The organism is Kitasatospora purpeofusca, from assembly GCF_034043715.1.
Taxonomy (GTDB): Bacteria; Actinomycetota; Actinomycetes; order Streptomycetales; family Streptomycetaceae; genus Kitasatospora; species Kitasatospora purpeofusca_A.
The window spans coordinates 26653-48147 of the sequence record NZ_JAXCLC010000061.1 but is presented as its reverse complement, the minus strand read 5'-3'; the positions used below and the strand labels follow the sequence as shown (position 1 = coordinate 48147).

Annotated in this window: 15 protein-coding genes; 3 read left to right on the top strand and 12 right to left on the bottom strand. The window is 74.2% G+C overall.

Translation table 11 applies throughout. The annotated features are described in order from the left end of the window. Positions 1 to 167: 167 nt before the first annotated feature. The 4 genes from SM793_RS27150 to SM793_RS27135 all read right to left on the bottom strand — a co-directional run bounded on the left by SM793_RS27150 (position 168) and on the right by SM793_RS27135 (position 8281). Positions 168 to 1385, bottom strand: coding sequence for a cytochrome P450 (locus SM793_RS27150; protein WP_320440917.1), 1218 nt, complete (start codon positions 1383 to 1385; stop codon positions 168 to 170). Continuing rightward, a complete protein-coding gene (locus SM793_RS27145; protein WP_320440916.1) occupies positions 1382 to 2734 on the bottom strand; it encodes a condensation domain-containing protein in 1353 nt (450 codons plus the stop codon). The genes SM793_RS27150 and SM793_RS27145 overlap by 4 nt, the downstream gene beginning before the upstream one ends. Next, positions 2731 to 7989 (bottom strand): non-ribosomal peptide synthetase, encoded by a 5259-nt coding sequence (locus tag SM793_RS27140; protein WP_320440915.1) that lies wholly within the window; start codon positions 7987 to 7989, stop codon positions 2731 to 2733. The genes SM793_RS27145 and SM793_RS27140 overlap by 4 nt, the downstream gene beginning before the upstream one ends. 94 nt (positions 7990 to 8083) lie before the next feature. After that, complete coding sequence (locus SM793_RS27135) at positions 8084 to 8281, bottom strand: MbtH family protein (protein ID WP_320440914.1); 198 nt, start codon at positions 8279 to 8281, stop codon at positions 8084 to 8086. 178 nt (positions 8282 to 8459) lie between these two features. Between SM793_RS27135 and SM793_RS27130 the strand changes: the two genes are divergently transcribed. After that, positions 8460 to 11225, top strand: coding sequence for an AAA family ATPase (locus SM793_RS27130; RefSeq protein WP_320440913.1), 2766 nt, complete (start codon positions 8460 to 8462; stop codon positions 11223 to 11225). Positions 11226 to 11719: 494 nt separating this feature from the next. Here SM793_RS27130 and SM793_RS27125 read toward each other — a convergent pair whose 3' ends face one another. The 6 genes from SM793_RS27125 to SM793_RS27100 form a co-directional block, all read right to left on the bottom strand. Next, a complete protein-coding gene (locus SM793_RS27125) occupies positions 11720 to 12121 on the bottom strand; it encodes a hypothetical protein (RefSeq protein ID WP_320440912.1) in 402 nt (133 codons plus the stop codon). A 242-nt stretch (positions 12122 to 12363) separates the two neighbouring features. Further along, positions 12364 to 12651, bottom strand: coding sequence for a hypothetical protein (locus tag SM793_RS27120; protein ID WP_320440911.1), 288 nt, complete (start codon positions 12649 to 12651; stop codon positions 12364 to 12366). Between the two features lie 57 nt (positions 12652 to 12708). Next, positions 12709 to 13086 (bottom strand): hypothetical protein, encoded by a 378-nt coding sequence (locus SM793_RS27115; RefSeq protein WP_320440910.1) that lies wholly within the window; start codon positions 13084 to 13086, stop codon positions 12709 to 12711. A 369-nt stretch (positions 13087 to 13455) separates the two neighbouring features. After that, a complete protein-coding gene (locus SM793_RS27110) occupies positions 13456 to 13986 on the bottom strand; it encodes an EF-hand domain-containing protein (RefSeq protein WP_320440909.1) in 531 nt (176 codons plus the stop codon). A gap of 119 nt (positions 13987 to 14105) precedes the next feature. Further along, positions 14106 to 15026: an RNA polymerase sigma-70 factor gene (locus SM793_RS27105; RefSeq protein ID WP_320440908.1), complete on the bottom strand. Its 921-nt coding sequence runs from the start codon at positions 15024 to 15026 to the stop codon at positions 14106 to 14108. Positions 15027 to 15123: 97 nt separating this feature from the next. Beyond that, on the bottom strand, positions 15124 to 15597 hold the full coding sequence (locus SM793_RS27100; protein ID WP_320440907.1) for a carboxymuconolactone decarboxylase family protein: 474 nt from the start codon (positions 15595 to 15597) through the stop codon (positions 15124 to 15126). A 281-nt stretch (positions 15598 to 15878) separates the two neighbouring features. Here SM793_RS27100 and SM793_RS27095 point away from each other — a divergent pair, with 281 nt between their 5' ends. Beyond that, positions 15879 to 17228: a glycoside hydrolase family 18 protein gene (locus SM793_RS27095; protein ID WP_320440906.1), complete on the top strand. Its 1350-nt coding sequence runs from the start codon at positions 15879 to 15881 to the stop codon at positions 17226 to 17228. 79 nt (positions 17229 to 17307) lie between these two features. Here the strand turns inward: SM793_RS27095 and SM793_RS27090 are convergent, their stop codons facing one another. Continuing rightward, positions 17308 to 17544 carry a chaplin gene (locus tag SM793_RS27090; protein WP_320440905.1) on the bottom strand — a complete coding sequence of 79 codons (237 nt, stop codon included), beginning with the start codon at positions 17542 to 17544 and terminating at the stop codon, positions 17308 to 17310. 100 nt (positions 17545 to 17644) lie between these two features. Continuing rightward, positions 17645 to 20311: a SpoIIE family protein phosphatase gene (locus SM793_RS27085; protein WP_320440904.1), complete on the bottom strand. Its 2667-nt coding sequence runs from the start codon at positions 20309 to 20311 to the stop codon at positions 17645 to 17647. A gap of 242 nt (positions 20312 to 20553) precedes the next feature. On the opposite strand from SM793_RS27085, the gene SM793_RS27080 reads away from it, so the two are divergent. Beyond that, on the top strand, positions 20554 to 21492 hold the full coding sequence (locus SM793_RS27080) for a diiron oxygenase (RefSeq protein WP_320440903.1): 939 nt from the start codon (positions 20554 to 20556) through the stop codon (positions 21490 to 21492). The last annotated feature ends 3 nt before the right edge of the window (positions 21493 to 21495 follow it).

Here is a 21495-nt window from a genome sequence, read left to right as displayed (position 1 = left end):
CGCGGGCTTGCCCGCGTGCTTCGGCGGGTCGTTCGGTGCTACTGAGAAACCACGCTGAGTGTGCCGGGTTGTGCGCGAGGAAGCCGACGACAGTCTCGGCCTCGAAGGGCCCAGCAGCGAAGCCCGATCGGCTCGACGGCCGCGGGTGCGCCGGGGCGACGGCCCGGTTACCAGGTGACGAGCAGCTCGTCGAGGCTGTAGAGGGTGAGTTCGGTGCTGAACGGCAGCTGGTCCAGGGGCAGGACCAGCTTCAGGTCCGGGATGCGGCGGAACAGGGTCTCGTAGGCGATGCCCATCTCGGCGCGGGAGAGTTCTGCCCCGATGCACTTGTGCGGGCCGTGTCCGAAGCCGAGGTGCCGTCCGGCCCGGCGGGTGATGTCGAAGGTGTCGGGGTCGGAGAAGACGTCGGCGTCGCGGTTCGCCGAGTCGAGCTGGACCAGGACCCCCTCGCCCGCCCGGATCTCCTGGCCGCCGAGGGTGAGGTCCGCCAGTGCCGAGCGCTGGCGGCCGTTGACCGAGACCGTCGCGTACCGCAGCGTCTCCTCGACCGTGGAGGCGAGCAGCTCGGGGCCCGGGTCGGCCTTCAGCAGCGCGAGTTGCTCCGGGTGGAGGAGAAGTGCGAGCACCCCGAACTCGATCATGTACGAGCTGGGTCCCCAGCCCGCGAAGAAGAGCACCTGGATGGTGGAGACCGCCTTGGCGCGGGTCAGCCCGTCGGTCGTGGTGTACGTGGCGAGCAGCCTGCTCACCATGTCGTCGGCCGGCTCGCGCATCCGCAGGTCCACCAGGTGCTCGAAGTAGTCGTTCAGGTCCTGGAACGCCTCGCCGCCGGTCTCCTTCGACACCCGGCGCGAACCGATCCGGCGACTGCCGGCCTGGAGCAGGGGCCGGTCGGCCGGCGGCACGCCGAGCAGTTCGCCGATGGTGTGGGTGGCGACCGGGAGGGACAGCGATTCGTACAGGTCGCACGGCCTGGTGCCGGCGAGCATGCCGTCGATCGCCTCGTCCACGATCCGCTGGATGGCCGGGCGGGCCTCGCGGGCCTTGCGGGCGGTGAACTCCTTCACCAGCAGGCGTCGTTCGATCAGGTGCTCGGGGCCCTCGACGAAGGCGAACGGCAGGTCGATCTCCTGGCGTGCGGCCGAGGTCGGCTGGGTGTGCGGGAATCCCGGCGTGCGCGGGTCGCAGGTGAGCCTGCTGTCCGAGAGCGCGGCCCGGGCGTCGTCGTGGCGGGTGACGAGCCAGGGCTCGCTCCCGTCCCAGGCCCGGACCCGGACCAGGCCGCCGGCTTCCCGCAGCGGCCGGTAGGCCGGGGGCGGGTCCATCGGGCAGCGGGGGTCACGCTGGAGGGAGTAGTCGGCGGGGGTGGCGGACGGGTCGGTCATGGTGTCTCCGTCGGGGATCGAGGGGTCGGTGGGCGCTGCGGCAGAAGCTCCGACAGCACGGTGGCGGGGTGCAGGGCGACGCTGTCCAGCAGCGCGAGATATCCGGTGACGAGGTCGTCGGCTTCGACGGGAGTCACCACGCGGGTGTCGTGCTCGACCCGGACCCGGCTCTGCCGGGGGTGTTCGGAGATCCGCAGGGTCAGGTCGAACCTGGAGGCGTCGGAGGGCAGGTCGAGTTCGCTCACCCGGCACCCCTGCAGGGTGAGCGAGCCGGTGCTGCCGGCCGGGTGGTGGGCGAGGGTCGGCAGCGTCTGCCCGTCCACCGGCGGCTGCCACCAGGGGAGTTCCTCCCAGGGCAGGTCCTTGTGGGCGAAGGACCTGCGCGCGGCGGCGGCCAGCCGGTGGGCCAGTTCGGTGAAGGGCGGGTCGCCGGTGAGGTCGACGCGCAGGGGGAGGGTGCCGACCAGGAAGCCGAGCAGGTGCTCGGTCTCGGGGAGGTCGCGGTGGGCCACCGGCGTTCCGATCAGCAGTTCCTCCCGGCCGATCCGCCGGCCGGTCATCGCGCCGAAGGCCGCGGCGAGGACGGCGAACAGGGAGACTCCCTCCCGCCGGGCGAGGGCGCGCAGGGCCGTCTCGGTGCCGGCGTCCAGCGACCGGGTGACGGTTCGACCGGACCTGCCCGCCGTGGTGTCGGTGGCCGGCAGGTCGAGGCCCGGGGCGGCGCCGTCGAGTTCCCGGTGCCACCAGTGCCGCAGTTCGCGGCGGCGTTCCCCGGTCAGCCGCCCGTGCTGCCAGTGCGCCCAGTCGGCGTACTGCAGCGGGAGGTCGGGCAACTGCGGGGCGGTTCCGGTGAGCGCGGCCGCGTAGCAGGCGGCGAGGTCGCGCAGCAGGACGTTCCAGGACCAGCCGTCCGCCACGAGCAGGTGGACGGCGAGGACCAGCAGGTGCTGGTCGGGCCCGGTGCGCAGGATCCCGGCCCGGGCCAGCGGTCCGTCTCCGCCGGAGAACGGTCGTTCGGCGAACTCCTTGCCGCGGAGCAGCGGTTGACCAGGTTCGCGGCAGTTCAGGCGGGCGAGCGGGAGCGCCGCTCCGGGCAGGACGAGTTGGACGGGTTCACCGGTCGCGGAGAGCGGGAAGACGGTGCGCAGCGGCTCGTGCCGCCGGACCAGGTGGTCCAGGGCCTGCTGGAGGGCGCCGGTGTCCAGGCGGCCGGTCACCTGGAAGCACCGGGCGGTGCTCTGCAGGGCCCCGGTGGGGTCGAGGGTGTGCAGGAGCCAGAGCCTGCGCTGCAGGTGTGAGAGGGGGAAGCGGGTGCCGTCCTCGCGGGCGGGTGTGGCGGCGGTGGTCATCGCCGCGCCCGTGCGGTGGGGCCGGGGACGTTGCGCGGCAGCCTGCGCGGGGGCCCGGTGGGTGGCGCCGCGGCGGCGTGCAGGTCGGCGTGCAGGTCGGCGTGCAGGGCGGCGGACAGCCGGGCGACGGTCGGGTGGGCGAGCACCGTCGCCAGGTCGATGTCCTGGCCGAGGGCCCGGGCGGCCTGGGCGGCGTACCGCATGGCCAGCAGCGAGTGGCCGCCGAGCTGGAAGAAGTCGTCGTCGGCACCGACCTCGGGCAGCTCCAGGAGTTCGGCCAGCACGCGGGCCAGCGTCTCGGCGGCGGGTCCGTGGTCCGCCGGCCGACCCGAGGCGGTGACCCTGGGCGGCGGCGGTACGGGGAGCCGGGAGCGGTCCACCTTGCCGGTGGCGCCCCGCGGCCAGCTCTCCACGATCAGGACGGTCTCGGGCACCAGGTGCCCCGGCAGCAGCTCCGCCAGGGCCGTCCGCAGGGCGTCCGGCTCCGGGTGGCTGCCCGGTTCGGGTTGGACGTAGCCGACGAGCCGGGCCTCCGCTCCGCCGGTCCGGTGCGCGACCACCACTGCTTCGCGGACGCCCGCCAGGGCTGCCAGCGCGGTCCGCACCTCCTCCGGCTCGACCCGGAACCCGCGGATCTTCACCTGGTGGTCGAGTCGGCCGAGGAACCGCAGGTTTCCGTCCGGGAGCCACTGGCCGCGGTCCCCTGTCCGGTAGAGGCGGGCGCCGGGCTCGGTGGAGTACGGGTCGGGCACGAAGCGGTCGGCGGTTTCGGCGGGCCGGCCGAGGTAGCCCCGGGCGACCCCGGGACCGCCGACACAGATCTCACCGACGCAACCGTCGGGGACCAGGTTCAGCCGGTCGTCCAGCAGGACGGTGTGCGAGTTGGAGACCGGTCGCCCGATCGGCACCTCGGTACCGATCCGGTCGGCACCGCGGGCCTGGAACGCGGTGGCGTAGACGGTCACCTCGGTGGGTCCGTACGCGTTGACCAGGCGGCGCGTGCCGAGTTCGAGCACGGTCCGGACGGCGTCCGGGGGCGCGGTGTCACCTCCGACGACGAGCGTCCGGAGCTGGGCGAGGGCGTCGGGCGCGGTCTCCGCCATGACCTGCAGGAGCGGAGTGACCAGCGTGAGGTGGCTGATGCGGTGACGGACGACCCGTCGGGCGATCTCCTGCGGGTCCGCCGCGGCCGGGAGCAGGTGGAGCGTGGCACCGTTCAGCAGGGCGGACCAGACCTCCATGGTGAAGACGTCGAAGACCGTCGCGTTGGTGGCCAGCACGTTCTGGCCCGGGCCCGGGGCGGCCATGTCGGACGCGCGGAGGCGGGCGACCAGCGAACGGTGCTCGATCAGGACTCCCTTGGGGCGTCCGGTGGATCCCGAGGTGTAGACGACATGGGCGAGGTCGCGGGGATCGCCGGGTGCCGCTGCCGGCGGCGGCGCGGTGAACGACGGGTCCGGACGCGGCGTCAGGACCTGCCACCGGCCGGCCGGCAGCCGGGCGGCTCCGTCCGGGCCGGTCAGCACGGTGCGGGCGCCGCTGTCCTCCAGCAGTGCGGCCAGCCGGGCGGGCGGCTGCGAGGGGTCCAGGGTGAGGGAGGCGGCTCCGGTCATCAAGGTGGCGAGCATCGCCACCACCAGCCCGGCGGACCGGGGCAGGTGGAGCGCCACCAGGTCGCCGCCGCCGACCCCGGACCCGCCGAGCGTGGACGCCAGTCCGGCTGCCTTGGACCAGAGTTGGCGATAGGTCAGCTGGTCGTCGTCCGCGGCAACCGCCGGGGCGTCCGGGGTCCGGGCGCACCACCGGGCGATCAGGTCGGGCACCCGGTCCGCCGACGGCTCGTCCTGGCGCCCCAGACCTTGCCGCAGCAGCAGCCCGCGCTGTTCGTCCGAGACGAGTGCGAGCTCGGAGAGCGCGGTCCGCGGGGCGCGCACCACCGCCCGCAGGATCTCCTGGTAGCCGCGCATGAGACCGGCGACGAACCCCGCCTCCAACTGGTCGGAGTCGAACTCCCAGGAGACGGTGATGCCGTCCAGTGCGGCGGCCGGGCTCGGCGGCACCGGCCCGTCCGAAGCGGGGATCCGCAGCACGTTGCCCGGGCCGCGGCCGATGCAGCCGGCGGCGCTGTGGCGGGGGAAGGCGATGAGGTTGAGGTCGAACTTGGCGGAACCGGTGCCCAGGCCCTCGATGACGTCGAGCGAGAACGGTGCCGCGGTGAGCCGGCCCGGCATGGCGTCGTGGAAGCTGAAGGAGGCCTGGACCAGCGGATTCACCCCGGGGACGTGTTCTGCCCGGCTCTGCGCGAGCACGTCCTCGAAGGGCAGGTCCTGGTGGTCCAGCGCGGCGTGGACGGTGTGCCCGACCCGCTCCAGCAGCGCGGCGAAGGTGGGGTCGTCCGCCGTCCTGGCGCGCAGGACGACGGTGTTCACGAACATGCCCATCAGGTCCTCGGTGTTCTGCCAGCGGCGGTTCGCCACCCCGGAGCCGACCAGGAGGTCGTCGGCGCCCGTGGTGCGGGCCAGCAGGGCGAAGAACGCCGCCAGCAGTACGGCGTAGAGCGAGTGACCGTGACGCCGCCCGAGCGCCTCGAGAGCGCGGGCCAGTTCGGCGTCGATCTCCACCCGCGGCGCCGCTCCCACGAACCGCCGGTCGGCGGCGGCGCGGCGGGGCAGCGGCAGGACCGTCGACGCCCCGGCGAGTTCCCCGCGCCAGAAGGCGCGTTGACGCTCGGCCTCCGCGGTGCCGGACCATTCACGCTGCCACCGGGCGTGGTCGTAGTACTGGATCTCCGGTTCGGGTCGGCGGACCTCGCCGTGCCGCTGGTGGGCGAGGTAGCCCTCCACCAGGTCGCGGAGGAAGACGTTGAACGACCAGCCGTCGTGCACCAGATGGTGTTCCGCGTGGACGAGCACGTGCTCGTGTTCGCCGAGGCGGATCAGCAGCCATCGGACCAGCGGCTCGGCGGCCGGAACGAAGGGGCGCACGACGAATCGCTCGACGGCCTCGCCGAGCAACTGCTCCTGCCGGGCCGCCGGGTGTTGGCCCAGGTCGAGCCGTGGCAGCGCCACCGGACCGGGCGGCTCGACCGTGCAGCGCAACCGGCCGCCGTCGTTGTGGAACCGGCTGCGCAGGACCTCGTGACGGCGCACCAGGTCGGTGAGTGCGGCGGACAGCGCGTCCGGGTCCAGCGGGCCGCCGATCCGCAGTGCGGCCTGGGCGTGGTAGGCGAGCGAGTCGGGGCGCAGCTCCTGCATGAGCCAGATCCGTTCCTGGGCGAACGACACCACCCGGTGGGGGCCGTCCGGCTGCCCGCGCACGGGTCCCGGTACGGTCGGCCGCAGGGGGCCGGTGCCTTCGGCCGCTGCGAGCTCGGCCAGGGTGGCGCCGGACAGCAGGGCCGCGAGCGGCAGCCGCCGGCCGAGCCGGGCCTCGGCGCGCGCCGCGAAGCGGGTGGCCAGCAACGAGTTGCCGCCGAGCGCCAGGAAGCTGTCGTCCCGGCCGACCCGGCCGAGTCCGAACAGGTCGGCGGCGAGCGAGGTGAGGACCTCCTCGGCCGGTGTCCGCGCGGCCTGGTAGTCGGCGACCCGACGGGGGTCCGGGAGCAGTGACCGGTCCACCTTGCCGCCGGCGGTCAGCGGCCAGGCGTCGAGCACCAGGACGGCACCGGGCAGCAGGTGGGCCGGGAGGCGGCGGGCGAGCTCGGCACGCAGCCCGGCTCCGGTCAGCCGGTGGCCCGGCTGCGCGACCACGTACCCGACGAGGTTGCGGTCACCCTGGCCGGCCGCCCCGGCAGCCACCGCGGCGGCCTCGCGCACACCCGGGAGCGCCGCCAACACGTTCTGGACGTCGTCCAGTCGGATCCGGACTCCGCGGATCTTCAGCTGGTTGTCGCGTCGGCCCAGGAACTCGGTCCCGCCGTCGGGCAGCAGCCGGCCGAGGTCGCCGGTGCGGTAGAGGCGGGCTCCGGGGAACTCGCCGAACGGGTCCGGAACGAAGGACTCGGCGGTCAGGCCCGGCCGTCCGAGGTAGCCGCGGCCCACGCCTTCGCCGCCGATGCAGAGCTCCCCCACCTCTCCGGCGGGCACCGGCCGCAGGTCGTCGTCCAGGACGACCACCCGCACGCCCGTGACCGGCCGTCCCACCGGCACGCGCTGGGCGCGGGAGTCGGCGCCGACCCGGTGCAGGGTGGCGCAGACGGTGGTCTCGGACGGGCCGTACCCGTTGAAGAACCGGTGGCGGGCGCTCCGGAGCCGGGCGGTCTCGGGGAGGCAGACGTCGCCGACGCTGAGCACGACGTCCAGGTCGTCGAACTGTGCGGTGCCCAGGGTCCGCAGGACCGCGGCCGGAAGCACCGCGTGGGTGACGCGCCGTCGGCGCAGGGCGGCGGCGAGCGGCTCGCCCGACGTCTCCGCATCGGTGATCGCCTCCAGCCGACCGCCGTGCGCCAGGGCCAGCAGCAGGTCGAAGACCGCACCGTCGAAGGTGGGGTGGGAGAACTGGAGGACCCGGGAGCCCGGCCCCAGGGCGGGCAGCGTCTCGGCCTGGGCGCGGACCAGGTTGGCCACGCCCCTGTGTTCCAGCATCACCAGTTTCGGCTCCCCGGTCGTGCCCGAGGTGGCGATCAGATAGGCGAGGTCGCCCGGCGCGGTCCGCCACGGGTCGGCCGGAGCGGCCGTGCCCGGCCCCGTGTGCCCCAAGCCCTCCGCGTCCGCCCGGGTCGGCTCCGGATCCGGCCGGACGAGGTGCGTCACTCCCGGCAGTGCCGGCTCTGCCGAGGCCGCGACGGCGACCCTGGCACCCGCCGCCCGGGCCGCCTGCTCGCGCCAGGCGGGCGGATCACCCGGCTTGAGCGGAAGAAACGCACCACCGGCCCGCCACACCGCCAGGACCACCTCGGCGAAGGCGACCCCCCGCTCCAGGGTCACCGCCACCACGTCACCCCGGCGCACTCCGGCGTTGCGAAGAATTCCGACCAAGCGCTCGCTCCGTGCGAGTAGTTGACGATAAGTCACGGTCCGTGTCCCGTCGCCGAGCGCGATCCGGTCGCCGTGCGACCGTGACACCCGGTCGATCACCTCGCCGACCGGTTCCCAGACGTCCGCGCGCGCCGGGGCCGTCACCCGCGGTGATGCGGTGGGCCGTTCCTCCCCGGCCTCCGCCGGACCGAGTCCGGCCACGGCCCAGGTCGTCTCCAACCGCAGTGCGGACAGCAGCCGTTCGTACTCGGCTCCGGTCGGCAGATCAGGTCCGTTCATGACACTCCCTTGCAGACGACACCGATGTCTTCCGGCCCGGACGGCCGGCGGGATCACGACCTGCGAGGCCGCCCCGACGCGCTTCCCCCGGCGTTCAGCCGCGGGCGCTGAGCGGACGCAGGTCGGTCCAGACCTGGTCGATGTGGCGCAGGCACTCCGCCTTCGAACCCTGCGGCCCGGTGCTCCGCCAGCCGTCGGGCAGCGGCCGGCCCGTCGGCCAGATCGAGTACTGCTCCTCGTCGTTGCGGACCACGAGGTACTGGGTCTCGTTCGGTGGGGACGAGCTGTCCATCCGGTTTCTCCTGACTGGTGCACGTGGGCGAACGGAGGTGCGCCGGAGACGGGGTGAGCCCCTTCGAGGGCCCCGCGGGCGGCCTCCTCGAGCCTCCTCGTCGGCCGACGCGGTTGGATCCTTGAAACCCCTTAGTGCGGCCCGGGATCGGCAGGGGCACGCCACTACACTCGCGTTCATGATCCTTTTCGGTCGCGCCCGGTTGGCACGCACTCTGGACGCGCAACTCGACGCCGCGCGCCAGGGATTGAGCGGCATTCTGGTCCTGAAGGGGCCGCCCGGCATCGGAAAGACGTCACTGCTGGCGTACGCGGTGGAACGGGCCACCGGCATGCGGATCGCCCAGGTCGACGGCAAGGAGGCGGAGCAGGATCTCGGCCTCGCCGGTCTGCACCGCCTCCTGCTGCCCTTCCTGCACGACCTCGACCGGCTCCCCGCGCCGCAGAAGGAGGCGCTGAGCTCGGCGTTCGGACTGGTCGCGGGCAACCGTCCGGACCGCCTGCTGGTCGGGCTCGCGACCCTGACCCTGCTCGCGAACAGCGCCGCCGACCGACCGCTGCTGTGCGTGTGCGACGACGCGCAGTGGCTCGACGAGGAGTCCCTGGCCGTCCTCGCGATCGTCGCGCGCCGCCTCCAGGCCGACGGCATCACCCTGCTCTTCGCGATCCGCGACGGCGACGCCGGTGACCGCCTCCTCGACGACCTGCCGCAGGCCGTCCTGCCGGAACTGACCCGGTCCGACTCCCACGCCCTGCTCGCCCGGACGCTCTCCGCGCAGATCGAGCAGGGCGTCGCCGAACGGATCGTCACCGAGGCCGCAGGAAACCCGCTGGCGATACGCGAGCTCGCCGGTGACCTCGAATCACCGGCGGGCGCCGACCCGGTTCCGCTGTCGGAGCGCCTGCCGCTCGGCCGGCAGCTCCAGGCCCGCTACCTCCGTCAGTCCCGAGCCCTGCCGGGTCCCACCCGAACACTGCTGCTGGTCATAGCGGCGGACCCGACCGGTGACCGCGCACTGGTGTGGCGCGCCGCCGCACGGCTGGACAGCACCGGCGGAGCCACCGACCTCGCCGATCTCGCCGCCCCCGCCACCGCGGCGGGCCTGCTCGTCCTCCAGCCCGCACCGGCCTTTCGCCACCCGCTGATCCGATCGGCCGTCTACGACGGATCGGCGCCCGCCGACCGCCGCCGGGCGCACGCTGCCCTGGCCGCCGCCACGGACACCCGTACCGACGCCGACCGCCGCGCCTGGCACCTCGCTGCGGCCTGCGAGGGCCGCGACGAGACGACGGCCGCCGAACTCGAACGGGCGGCCACGCGCGCCCGGGCCCGCGGCGGCCACAGCGCGGCGTGCGCCTTCCTGACCCGCGCGGCGGACCTCACCCCCCTCGCCGTGCCCCGCGCCGCACGGCTGCTCGCCGCCTGCGAGGCAGCCCTCGCCGCCGGCCGGCCGGACCGCGCGCAGTCGCTCCTCCAACACGCCGTCTCCGACGCCGGAACGACGCACCTGGCACGCCGCCTGCGGCTGCAGGGCGCGATCCACATCCAGAACGGCCGCGAGACGCAGGCGGCCACCGACCTGCTCGCCGCCGCCCGGGCCTACTCGCCGGGCGACCGCCGAGCCGCACGCGACACCCTGCTCGAAGCCTTCCAGGCGGTCCTCGGCGCCTCCTGGCTCGGCGGGGACGTCACGGCACCCACAGTGGCCCGGGCCGCGCTGGACCTGCCGACCGCCCCCGGGCCGCCCGACCCTGCCGACCTCCTGCTGACGGCGCACGCCACCCAGGTCCTGCAGGGGCCGGAGGCCGCGGCCCCGCTCCTCCGCGCGGCGGTGCACGCGCTGGCCGAGCCGGGCACGGGACCGTCCGACGTCGGGCTGCTCCTGCTGGGACTGATCGCCGCACACGAGCTCTGGGACGGCGAGGCGTTCCGCGCGCTGGCCGCGCGCACGGTCGAGTCCTCCCGGGACCTGGGCGCCCTCGATCTGCTCCGGGTCTCCCTGCACGCCGTGGCCAGCGCGGACACCTGGTTCGGGCGGTTCGCCGAGGCGGAGAGCAACTTCGCCGCGTTCCGCGAGCTGGTCGGCGCGATCGACGGATCCGGCCGGCTCGCGGAAGGGAGCGACGTCATCCTGCTGGCCTGGCGCGGAATCGCGGAGGCCACCCGGGCGGCCATGACCGCCATGGACGTGGAACGTTCCGGGCAGGCGTCCGGCGGTGTGCGCCTGCAGACCACCCGGACCGCACTGGCCGTCCTGGAGAACGGGTCGTCCCACTACGCGCACGCCCTCGCCGTGGCCCGGCTTGGGTACGCCGAGGACCCCGTGTACTTCGGGAACCCGGCGCTGGTCGAGATGGTGGAGGCCGGCACGCGAAGCGGCGACCACGAAGCCGCACGCGCTGCCCTGCTGCGCCTGACCCCTCGCGCGAGCGCCGCCGGCACACCGTGGGCCCTGGGCCTGCTCGCCCGCTCACAAGCACTCCTGGCCGACGGCGACGAAGCCGACGCCCTCTACCGGCAGGCCCTCGGCCATCTCCGGGCCACCGACATACGGACCGAGCTCGCACGCACCCACCTGCTCTACGGGGAATGGCTCAGACGCCGACGTCACCGCGGCGAGGCCCGCGAGCAGCTGCGCACCGCCTTCCAGCTGTTCGGTCAGATGGGCGCCCACGCCTTCGCCGAACGGGCCCGCCACGAGCTGCGCGCCATCGGCGACAAGACAGCCCGCCGCACCCCGGCCGGCGTCGGCGGACTGACACCGCGCGAAGGACACATCGCGGGGCTCGCCGCGCAGGGCGCCACCAACCAGGACATCGCCACCCAGCTGTTCATCAGCGCCAGCACCGTCGAGTACCACCTGCGCAAGGTGTTCCAGAAGCTCGCGATCACCTCCCGACGCCAACTACCCCGAGTGCTGGAACAGCCCGCCACCCCTTCGTGATCCCGCCCCGTGGCCGCTCACTCCCCGTGCGGCGGACCCGCCGCACACAACCACGCCCGTCCTCGCCGACCGGGCCTACGGCGACGCCGACGAGCTGCCTGCGGCATCGGCGAGTCGGTGGAAGTCGTCGGCAGGGCCGGCCACGGGCGGGGCGGGTGTCATGAACGACGTGAACCTGCACTGCTCGGCGGACGCGGGCACCTGCATGGGCGGCGACTTCGGCAGCGTCGCGGCGACCGGGCCCGCGGCCCGGCAGGGCGGGTCCGGAAGGAAACCCTGCCGCCCCACGATCCCCGCCCGGCACCGGCCCTGGGCGAACTGCCCGGCGTACCTTCCCCGACGGCCACCCGGGCGGCCCGGGCGCCGGCGGTGCGGGCGGAACCGGATGCGTCCGGGACGGCGAACCGTCCCGGACTGCGAGAAGGACCTGCCGCGCACCCGTGCGGCGTCGCCCGCCGTGCCCCACGGCGGGCGCGAGGACCGACCGGAGGGGTTCAGCAGACGGCGGGCACCGAGACGGTGGCGGTGACCGTCGGGCGGCCCGTCCTGGTGGTGGTCAAGGTGGCGGTGAGGCCGGTGCCGCACGGGACGGTGCTCGCCACCGGGCCGACCGTGATCCCGCCGGCCGGCACCACGGCGCCGAGGTCCTCGCGCTCCAGGCTCGCGCCACCGGTGGTGCGGAGTTCCAGCGTGAACGAGGCGAACTGCGCGGCCCCTCCGGTCGACGACGCCCAGCCGGTGGCGGACGCGAGGCGGCCGTCGATCGTCAGGCAGACCTGGGCCCCGACGCCGTAGCCGCAGGTGGTCGTGGGCGTGGCGGCGGCCTGGCCGGCCCCCGCCACGCCGAGCCCGGACAGTGCGGCACCGGCCGCGAGGACGGCGACGAAACGCTTCATCAGAGTTATCCCCTTCGAGGACAGGAGGAGCCGCAGCCCGCCTGTGTCATGTCACGCTGCACATGGCACATGCTTCCACGGGCCCGGGCCTCCGCCGCGGACCGGGCCGAACTCCCGGCAGGAGTACCGGAATCGGCCCCTCAATGGCGCGATTCCGAGTGCTCGGGCCGCCGAGAGCACCTCGGCGGCCCCCACATTCCGGGGAGTGAAGTGACTCCTGCCCGTCCTCCCGGGCGCTGCGGTCAGCGTTCGAGGAGGGCCTCGCGTACGGCGCGCTCCACCAGGGGAGCGGCGTTGGCGTGCTCCCTCGCGTTGGGGTGCAGGAGTGTGGCGCGTTTGCCGATGGCCGCGCAGTCGAACGGCAGGCCGCCGGGCACCATGGCGGGCCAGAAGGGCTCGGCGTCGCCGCAGATGCCCTCGATCCACTGGGTGTCCTCGGGTGCGCACACGTCATGGCCCACGCTGGAGGCGTAGCGGTCGACGTACCGGTCGCCGCCTTTCGCCGCCTCCGTTCGAATGATCGTGTTCATCGCCTTGAGTGCGTCCTCGCGCAGCCAGTCGATGTCGGCGGGGGTGATCGGGCCGAGCTAGCCGACCGTGATGACCCTGGCGTGCGGTGCGGCGCGGTGGATCGCGCCGAGCATCCGGCCGTACTCGTCGCGGATCCTGGCGAGTTTCGCGTCGAGGCACTCCACGGCCTCGGGTGGATTCGCGTAGTACGCCGCGCAGGAGACGTGGGCGAGGGCGAGGTTCAGGCATTCGCCGAAGGGCAGGCCGATCGCGCCGATGCCGACGGTGACGACGTCGGTGCGGTCGCCGAGCCGGGCCCGCCGGATCTGCGGATCGACCGCGGGCCACCCAGCGGGGTCCCCGCCGGGCGGCTGCACCTGGCTGGTCGGCCGCTGCCGCTCGCGAGTGATGTCGGCGATGGCGGCGTTGTCGCAGCTGGCGTCGGTCAGGTGCACGGGCCGACCTCGTCGGGCGGACGGCGAGCGCCCGCCCGACGAGGTCGGGGTAGGACCCGGCGCTCCGGTCGCAACCGTCCCGTGCGGCGCTGCCCAGCGGGGGCCGCGGGTCCCCGATGAAGAGGCCGGCGGTGTAGGAGTCGCCCAGCGCGGCCCACTCGTAGTGGTGGCTGCTGCCCTCGGCCGCGACCGAGGGCAGCAGCACGGTGACCGCCAGCGCGGACAGTCCCACCAGCGGCACTCGCGGGTGTGGCTTGGTCGCGGGGTGTCGCACGCTTCCTCCAGGGTGTGGGACGAAGCCGGGCCGGGCCATGGTTCCGGAGGGCATGCGGTGTGTACGGGATCGTTCCGCACGGAGAACGGGCGGGATCAAAAGGCGGTGGCCTCCTGCGGAACGGGGCCGCTGGGGCGGTAGGCGTCGGCCATGGGGGACGTGCCGGTGGTGAGGTAGTCGTGGATCGCGGCCAAGTAGGCGTCCCGGCCCACCAGACCGTCGCCGTCGGCGTCCAGGACCTCGAACGCGGCGGAGGCCCCGTCGGCGGTGTTGCCGGTGGCCGCGCGCAGCCGGGTGAACTCCTCGCGGGTGAGGTGTCCGTCGCCGTCCGCGTCGGCGAGGTCGAACAGCGAGCCGAGGGCTGGTCGGCAGGACTGCTCGAACGCGTCGTGGCCGGCCCAGCCGCGGTACTCGTCGAGGCCGACCCGGCCGTCGCCGTCGGCGTCCATCGCCCCGAACACCTCCCGGTGCGCCGCGAGGGCGGCCTCGACCAGGGGGTCCAGGGGGTCGCGCCCGGTAGCCTCCGCCGCGCGGTCGACCCGGGCGAGGTACTCGTCCCGTGAGATCACGCCGTCTCCGTCAGCGTCCAGCATCGAGAAGATGTGCCGCTTCGCTGCGTCCGACATTCCGTCACCATCCGTTCGGCCAGGGATTCGTGCTCCCGAACGCTATCGGCGTGACGTGTGCGAACAGGGCAGGCGCGCGCCGGTCGGCCGGAACTGCGACCGGCCGCCCCGGCGCCGGCTCAATCGGCGCGGCGGGCCTGCTTGAGTTCCTGGTGGAGGGCCCAGGCGTCGGCGACCGGGCCGAGGTGGGCGAGCTTGTCGGGGTTGCTGATGGAGCGGACGGTTCCGATCCGGCCGTCCAGCACGTCGAGGACGAGGGTGTTCAGCACCCGCCCCTCGCGGTCGCGGAACACGGCGCCGGGCTGGCCGTTGACCTCGTGCGGTTCGAAGGTCACGTCGATCCGCGCCATCAGCGGGATGATCGCGGCCAGCAGCCTCGCGACGTTCACGGCGCCGGCCACGGCCCGGGCGAGCTGCGGGGTCTTGCCGCCGCCGTCGCCGACCATCGTCACGTCGGCCGCGAGCAGTTCCTGGAGCCCGGCCATGTCGCCCTCGCGCATGGCGTCGAAGAAGCGCGCCGCGAGTTCGTCCCGCTCCTTGCGCTCCGCCTCGAAGCGCGGCCGCCCCTCCCGCATGTGCTGCCGGGCCCGCACCACCAGCTGCCGGCAGGCCGCCTCGGAGCGGCCCACCGACTCGGCGACCTCGTCGAAGCCGAAGCCGAACACCTCGCGCAGGACGAACACCGCGCGCTCCAGCGGGCTGAGCCGCTCCAGCAGCAGGAGCGCCGCCATCGACACCGAGTCGGCCAGTTCGGCGGCCCGGGCCGGGTCCTCGTACGGGTCGGTGAGCAGCGGCTCGGGGAACCACGGGCCCACGTACGCCTCGCGCCGGACCCGGGCCAGGCGCAGCACGTCGATCGAGATCCGGGTGACCGTGGTGGACAGGAACGCCTTCGTGCTGTCCGGCCTGGTCGGTGAGGCGTCGAAGCGCAGCCACGCCTCCTGGACGGCGTCCTCGGCCTCGCCCACGCTGCCGAGGATCCGGTAGGCGATCGAGAACAGCAGCGGCCGCAGCTCCTCGAACTCCTCGACCTTGCTCACGCCGGTTTCCTCCCCCTCGGACGAACGGTTGTCGAACGATCATGCCGGTGGTCCGCCGGGCCAGGGCAGTCGCCCCGGCCCGGCGGACCCGGGACGGTCAGTGGAACTGCCCGGCCACGTAGTCGCCGGCCGGCTGCTGGGTGATGATGTTCGCCCGGTTGGCGAGGTTCATGAACGAGATCACCATCACCAGCGCCGCCAACTGCTCCTCGTCGTAGTGCTCGGCGGCCTTCGCCCAGATCTCGTCGCGGACCCCGCCGGCGCCGTCCGCGACCCGGGTGCCCTCCTCGGCGAGGGCCAGCGCCGCCCGCTCGGCCTCGGTGTAGACCGTGGCCTCCCGCCAGGCCGCGACCAGGTTCAGCCGCACCGCGGTCTCGCCGGCCGCCGCCGCGTCCTTGGTGTGCATGTCGATGCAGAAGGCGCAGCCGTTGATCTGGCTCACCCGGAGCGCCACCAGCTCCTGGGTGGCGGCCGGCAGCGGCATGGCCTTGATCTCCTTGCCCAGGGCCATCAGGCCCTTGACGGCCTTGGCGGTGGCCGGGTTGCCGAGGAAGTTCAGTCGCGTGTCCATGGTGGGTGCTCCTTCGCGGTGGTCGGTGCTTCACCCCTGGAGACGGGACAGCCCGGCGCCCTGTGACACGCTCCGGTGTGACGCCCGCCACTCGCCCGCCACTCGCTCGGAGCCCGCCCCGCTCCCGCCCGTTTTGCAAAACCTTTGCGAAGTCCGTTGACAGGTATAGACCTTGGCGTGGAGAGTCGTCGCCGCCCGGTACGGGCACACCCTGCGGACTCCCTGCGCCGTCCACCGTTCCCACGATCGTGCGGCCCACCGCACTAGGGGTGATCTCGACCATGCGTCACCGACTCTCCACCCGCCTCACCTTCGGCGCCGCCACCGCCGCCGCTCTGGCGCTGCTGGCCCCGCTCGCCCCGGCGGCCGCTGCCGCCGACCTCGACGGGGCGGCCGACTCCGCGCGCCACGGCGGGACCGCCTACAAGCGGGTCGGGTACTTCATCCAGTGGGGCATCTACGCCCGCAACTTCCACGTCAAGGACCTGGAGACCAGCGGCACGGCCGGCAAGCTGAGCCACATCAACTACGCCTTCGGCAACGTCGGTCCGGCCGGCACCTGCCAGATCGGCGGCCCGGGCTCCGACGCGTGGGCCGACTACGTCCGGCCGGTCGGCGCGGAGGAGTCGGTGGACGGCGCCGCCGACACCGACACTCAGGCCCTGGCCGGCAACTTCAACCAGCTGCGCGAGCTCAAGGCGAAGCACCCCGGCCTCAAGGTCATGATCTCGCTGGGTGGTTGGAGCGGCTCGGCGCACTTCTCGGACGCCGCCAGTACCGAGGCGGGCCGCAAGGCGCTGGTGTCCTCCTGCATCGACCTCTACCTCAAGGGCAACCTGCCCGCGGACGGTGCCCGGGGCGGCGCGGGCGCGGCGGCCGGGATCTTCGACGGCATCGACCTCGACTGGGAGTGGCCGGGCTCCGAGGGCGCCCCCGGCAACGGGATCCGCCCGGAGGACAAGCAGAACTTCACCAAGCTGGTCCACGAGTTCCGCACCCAGGCGGACGCCTACGCCCGGACGCTGAAGGGCCGCAAGCACTTCGAGCTGAGCGCCTACGCGCCCACCGCGCCCGCCAAGATCGACGCGGGCTTCGAGGTCTCGAAGATCATCCGGGACTTCGACTTCGTCAACCTCCAGGGCTACGACTTCCACGTCTCCGGCGAGAAGACCACCGCCCAGCAGTCGGCGCTGTACGCGCGTGACGACTTCAGCCTGGACGGGACCGTCGACGCCTGGCTGCGGCGCGGCGCCCCGGCCCGCAAGTTGGTCACCGGCCTGCCCTTCTACGGCCAGGGCTGGACGGGCGTCACGGGCGGCGGCAACGGTCTCGGACAGCCGGCCGCCGGGCCCGCCCCGGCGACCTGGACGGCCGGCACCGAGGACTACAAGGCGCTGAGGAAGCTCGCCGACTCCGGCACCTACAAGCTGTACCGGGGTCAGCGCAACGGCCACGCCTGGCTGTTCGACGGCACCACGCTCTGGACGTACGACGACGCCGCGGTGCTGCGCACCAAGGCCGAGTACGTGCGCCGCGAGGGCCTCGGCGGGGCCATGATCTGGTCGCTGGACGGGGACACCCCGAACGGCGAGCTGATCACCGCGATCGACAAGGGCCTGAGCCGCCGGTAGCCGCGCCCCCGGCAGCACGCGGACGCGGGTCCGTCCCCCGGAGGGACGGACCCGCGTCGTGGTGCGTGCGGCCCGCGGATCAGGCGTTGACGCAGGTGTTGCCGAACGCCGGGCTCAGCGCGCTGATGACGCCGATCGAGTTGCCGCAGATGTTGACCGGGATGTGGACCGGGATCTGGATCTGGTTGCCGGAAAGCACGCCCGGGGAACCGAAGGCCAGACCCTCGGCGACGGAGTCGGCGGAAGCGGTGCCGGCGCCGGCCAGCAGGGCGGCCACGGCCAGGACGCCGGCGGCGAGGGCGGTGCGAGTACGCATGTCTCTCCTTGGTGGATGAGTCAGCAGATCAGAGCACCAATCACACCGGTGGAGGGGCGCGATCCCCCCGGATTGGTCGGAACGCGGGCGTGTCCCGGCCTCAGCCCGGCGGGAGTTCCTGCTCCGCCCAGATGGTCTTGCCCTGGCGGGTGGAGCGGCTGCCCCAGCGGGTGGTGAGCTGGGCGACCAGGTAGAGGCCCCGTCCGCCCTCGTCGGTGAGGTGGGCGCGGCGCATCCGGGGCTGGGTGGCGCTGGGGTCGGAGACCTCGCAGGTGAGGCGCTCGGCCCGGATCAGCCGGACGCCGACCGGACCGCCCGCGTACCGGATGGCGTTGGTGACCAGCTCGCTGAGCACCAGCTCGGTGGTGAACTCCAGTTCCTCCAGCCCCCATCGCCGCAGTTGCTCGGTGGCGGCCTCGCGGACCCGGGCGACCCCCGCCGGGTCCGCCTCCAGGGTCCAGCCGGCGGTGTCCGCCGCCGGGACCGCGCGGGTGCGGGCCAGCAGCAGGGTGACGTCGTCGGTGAGGCGGTGGGCCGGCAGGCCGGCGACCAGGTCCCGGCCGAGCTGCCGCAGCGAGGCCCCGGCCGGGGTGACGGCGCCGTCCGGCGGGGAGGCCGCGGCGGCCAGCCGGTGCGACAGCGCGTCCATGCCCGCCTCCAGGTCGTCGGCGTAGCCCAGCAGCAGTCCGTCGGTGTAGAGCGCGAGCAGGCTGCCGGGCTCCAGCTCGACCTCGGTCACCTCGAACGGCAGGCCGGTCACGCCGAGCGGCGGTCCGGGCCGGAGCGGCACGTACGTCACCCGGCCGTCCGGCGCCGCGACGGCGGGCGGCGGATGCCCGGCGGAGGCCATCGCGCAGCGCCGCGACACCGGGTCGTACACCGCGTAGACGCAGGTGGCGCCGAACGGCACGGTCTGCTCGTCCGTGCCGTCCCCGGTCCCGTCCGGCCACCACCAGTGGTCCACCGGGGGCCGGGAGGCCGCGCCGGGGCCGTCCGCCTCCCCGTACGCCTCCCCGTACGCCGCCCCGTCCGCCGCCCGGTCCTCGTCCTCGTCCTCGTCCGGCCGTTCCGCCTCCACCATCAGCTGGGCCACCAGGTCGTCCAGGTGGGCGAGCAGTTCGTCCGGCTCCAGGTCGAGGTCGGCCAGCGTCCGCACCGCCGTCCGCAGCCGCCCCATGGTGGCGCTGGCGGCGAGGCCGTGCCCGACCACGTCGCCCGCGACCAGCGCCACCCGGGCGGAGGACAGCGGGATCACGTCGAACCAGTCGCCCCCGATCCCGCTCGCCGTGTCGGTGGGCAGGTAGACGCTGGTGGTGGAGGCGGCGGTGGTCTCGGCCTGCGAGGGCGGCAGCAGGCTGCGCTGGAGGCCGACGGCGGCCCGGTGCTCGCGCGCGTAGCGGCGGGCGTTGTCCAGGGCGAGCGCCGCCCGGTCGGCGATCTCGCGCAGCAGCTCCAGATCGGCCGGCAGGTACGGCGGCCGGTTGGGGGCGCGGTGGACGGACACCCGGCCGAGCAGCCGGCCGCCGGCCCGGAGCGGGACGGCCATCGAGGCGGGGAAGTCGGTGTGCACGCTCTGCTCGTCGGGGTGGGCGTGCACGGCGGCCCCGACCGGCGGTGGCGGTGGCGGGGCGACCGGGCCGCCCGGCCCCGGCGCGGGCTCGCCGGGCGGGGCCGACACCGCGACGGCGGCGCGGCGCAGCAGCACCCGCCCGTCCCGCCCGGGGACGGGCTCCCCGCCGGTGAACACGGCCTCGGCGACGTCCACCACCGCGAGGTCGGCGAGGCCCGGCACGGGCGCGGCGCCCGGGCCTGCGGTGCTCGGGCCTGCGGTGCCCGGGCCCGCGCTGCCCTGGTCGGGGCTGCCCGGCTCGGTCCGGTCGCCGGCGGGCGGCGCGAGGACGGCGGCCAGCTCCTCCGCCGTCCCGCCGACCGACAGCGAGCCGCCGACGGCGGCCGTGGCCCGGTGCAGCAGGGCGAGCCGTTCACCCGAACGGTGCAGTTCGGTGACGTCGGTGAACAGTGCGGTGACCCCGATCACCTGCCCGTCCGTGGCCTGCAGCCGGAACGCCGAGATGGCCATCACCGCGCCGCCGGCCGGGTCCTCGATGGTGCGGACGACCTCCTCCGCGGCGATCAGCGGCCGGCCGGTGCGCAGCACGTCGCGCAGTCCGCGTTCGACGGCCGCCGCGTCCCGCGGCTGGAGGAAGTCGCCGAGGCGCCGGCCGCGCAGGTCCGGGGGGAGGCCGCTGTAGGGGAGCAGGTGGGTGTTGGTGCGGACGAGGCGCAGCCGCTCGTCGAAGACGGCCAGGCCGACCCGGTCCTGGAGGAACAGCTCGCTGGTGAACGCCTGGTCCTGGCGCCAGCGGGCGATCTGCGGGGTGGGGGCGGCGAGCACCAGGTAGCGGGCCGCGCCGGAGCCGTCCGGGGACTCGGGGGACTCGGGGGCCTCGGAAGCCGCCGGGGCGTCCAGGGGCAGGATCTGGAAGGAGAGCGCGAGCCGTTCGCCCCGGCCGGAGCGGAACACCGCCTCGCCGGACCAGCCCTCGGCCCGCTGCCGCTCGGTGAGCTCGGACATCGCCGGCCACGCCGCGGGGTCGTCGAGCAGCTCGCGCGCCGGCCGGCCGTGGACCTGCCGGGCGTCGATGCCCAGGAGCCGGGCCGCCTCCGGGGTCCAGCGGACGATGCGGCCGTCCGCGTCGAGCAGGGCTCCGACGGCGTTGTCGACGAAGGGGGATCGGCCGCGGTGCAGGGCGTCCGGCGTGCTCATCCGGTCCGCTCCTCTCCGGCGCGGGGTCACTGCCGCGACCTCTCCATCATCCTCCGGCCCGCCGAGCCCGCCAGTTCCCGCCGCCAGTTCCCGCCGACGGCCCCGGCGCGGGAGGCAGCGAACGGGAGGCGGCGCACGGGGGGTTCTCGGGCGTCCGCTCTTATTGTAATCTCCGTCAATAAGCGCGGGCCCCGCCGCGGTGGCGAGTCCCCGCGCAGGCCACGCACCTGACGGAGGCAGCCATGGCTCACTCGGCGCAACGCATCCCCACCCTCACCCCCGGCGGCCACGGACGGACCCACTCCGCCGCCAACGACAACGTGTCCGAGCGGCTGCTCGAGTCGGCCGCGACCCTCTCCTACGACCCGGCCACCGAGATCGACTGGGACGCCCCGCTGGAGCCCGGTCACTACGGGCTCAACCCGGAGTGGAGCACCCTCTACGGCACCGCGCTCTGGGCCGGGATGACCGAGGAGCAGCGGGTCGTCCTGACCCGCCACGAAGTCGGCTCGATCATGACCACCGGCATCTGGTTCGAGATGATCCTCCAGCAGATGGTGCTGCGCGACCAGTACCTCAAGGACCCGGCCAGCGCCGAGTTCCGCTTCGCGCTCACCGAGATCGCCGACGAGTGCCGCCACTCGATCATGTTCGCCCGGGCCTGCGAGAAGATGGGCGTCCCCCAGTACAAGCCGAACCAGCTGGTCGCCCAGGCCGGGCGCGCCTACAAGGCCCTCGCCCGGGGCGAACTCGCCTACGGCGGCATCCTGGTGGCCGAAGAGGTGCTGGACGTCATGCAGCGCGACTGGATGCGCGGCGAGAACGTCCTCGACATCGTCCGCGGGACGTCCCGGATCCATGTGGTCGAGGAGTCCCGGCACATGAAGTTCGCCCGTCAGGAGATCCGCGAGCGGCTGCGCGGGGCCGGCGCCCTGCGCCGCCGCAACGCCGCCTTCGGCATCGCCGCCGGCGCCTACGTCATCGTCACCAGCATGGTTCACCCGTCCGTGTACAAGGCGGCCGGCCTGGACGTCGCCCGCGCCCTCGCCGAGGTCCGCGCCAGCGAGCACCGCCGCGCCATGATGCGCACCAGCAGTCGCCACCTGATGGCCTTCCTCGCCGAGAACGGCCTGCTCACCGGCCCGTCGACCAAGCTCTACCGCCGCATCCACATGCTCTGAGCG